At 43.3% G+C, this 1,995-nt stretch carries 2 protein-coding genes; both read right to left on the bottom strand.

Going from position 1 to position 1,995, the window contains the following annotated elements; translation table 11 throughout:
• Positions 1-51 precede the first annotated feature (51 nt).
• A complete protein-coding gene (locus tag NTV63_00055; protein MCX6709337.1) occupies positions 52-957 on the bottom strand; it encodes a type II secretion system F family protein in 906 nt (301 codons plus the stop codon).
• 348 nt (positions 958-1,305) lie between these two features.
• Positions 1,306-1,995, bottom strand: a 690-nt coding sequence (locus tag NTV63_00060) for a type II secretion system F family protein (GenBank protein MCX6709338.1), incomplete at its 5' end; no start/stop codon positions are given.

Below are 1,995 nucleotides of genomic sequence, written 5' to 3' on the forward strand. Positions count from 1 at the left end.
TTTTTTTTATGATTTTCATTATTATTCCCTTTATTATTGTTCTTGTCCTTCTCATTTTACAAATGCCTGCGAGAAGGTTATTATTAAAAATGCAATTGTCATAAGTATCAGCGAGTGCTTTACGCCGTATCTTATGTCGCCTTCAGCAAGCTTTCCTATGACAAGCCCTGCAAAGAGCGCCTGTATCAGCGAAAGCATAAGGAAGATTCCATTTACGCTTATTATCCACTCAGACATTGATGAGATGAACGCCTGGGGTGTTGAAAAATCAATTCCTACTTTCTGGGGCATGCTAAGCCCTGCGCCAGAGCTTTCCATTGTAAAAAGCCCGCTCACTGAGCCGCTTCCAACTCCGCTCATGTAGGGTATCAGGAAGTTCTGGATTGCGACAACTATTCCCAGGAAAACTATGAATATTATGTATGACTGTATCACCTGCGCGTGTATGCCTGCGCTTCTCTCCTCTTTTATTTTCTTTACCTGTATGAGCGAGTCAGTGACTGATTCAAGGACATCCTCTATGTTTCCGCCGTAGCTTTCTGCCTCTATTACTGTTGAAACCGCCTTTTTTATCAGGCTGTTTCTTGTTGATTCAGCGAACATGTTGAGCGCCTTGTGGAAGGGCATTGCCCAGTCAAGCTGGTAGCTCAGGCGCCTTATGTGCTGGGAAAGCGCGCCATAATCCTCTTTTGAGACATGCTTCACTGCAACAGAAGGCGACATTCCGGAATTGACTGCTCCCACAAAGTTCCTGACGAATTCCGGGAACTTTTCCTCTATTTCCTTCTGCTTCCTGTTTTCTGCGAAGAAGTCCAGCCAGAACTGGGACCATCCTATTGTAAGCGCAATTGCAATGAACGGCACAAAGAGGGGAGTATTCTTCAGCATGAGAAAGTCTGCCAGCAGGAAAGCGAGCCCTGCGCCTATTGCAAACTTGTGCCTGAATTCAATTCTCATTTTTTTCTTTCCTTCCCTGATTTCCCTGCTTTGTTGTCATAATCACCCTGCATTTTTTAATTCTTTTTATACAAAAAAGGCGCTAAAACTCATTACTTTAGTTGCGAGATACAGCGCCTTTTTGTACAACAAAATCCGAGATTTTGTGTACACGAACGCTTTGCGTTCGTTGTATCCTAAAAATCCGCGATTAAGAGAGCATCCGTTCAAACTCCGCACGCAAGAAAACTCTTCAAGTTTTCTGCGCACAAGAAATCTCGAAGATTTCTTTGTGCTTTAGTGCGGAGCAGGATGCTCTCAGCGGATTTTTATGATGATATTTTTTGCTTATCTTTTAATCATTTTTACTCATACTTCAGGCTGGGATGCCTGCAGGAAAAGCAGGAATATTATGTTCAGCCCGGGTATTATCATGTAAGTGCCGAGGAGCATAACCGTTGTTATGTTTAATCCGCCAACCTTTCCTCCAAGGAGGTTCACGAGAGTCAAGGTTATCACAAAAAACAGGGGCGCTGCAATGAGGACTCCTGTGTAAATATCTGAATATGTTGTAAGGGTTTCATTGTATTTCTGAAGCTCAAGCCGGTATGAATTCATGGATTCAGAGGATTTCTGCTTCAGGAATGCCTTTGTGTCAGCCCCTGATTGTATTGCAGATACAAGCCCCTCCAGCATCTCCTTGAATTCCGGATAGGGGGTTGTTGATGAAACCGCCCTTATTGCAGTTGTTGAATCAAATCCGAAAACCTCTATGTAGTCCACAATTTTTTCAAATTCCCGCGATATCTCCTCATACTCCTTTGTTTTTGCTATGAGATTGAAGATTGTTATGGGAGGAGTTCCTGCTGCTGACACTGCAGCCATGTGGTTTACTGCGAACGGCATGTTTGCCTTTATGCTCCTTATCCTTCTCTTCACTTCAAGAGCGGGATAGCTGTAGAAAAATGTGAACGAGCTTATTGATGCAGCAAGCCCTATCCCGAGCCCTTTCAGGATTGAAAGGTAAATCGGGTTGTAGAGTATGAAAAATATTATTGT

It is taken from the genome of Candidatus Woesearchaeota archaeon (assembly GCA_026394965.1).
Lineage (GTDB): Archaea > Nanobdellota > Nanobdellia > Woesearchaeales > 0-14-0-80-44-23 > JAPLZQ01.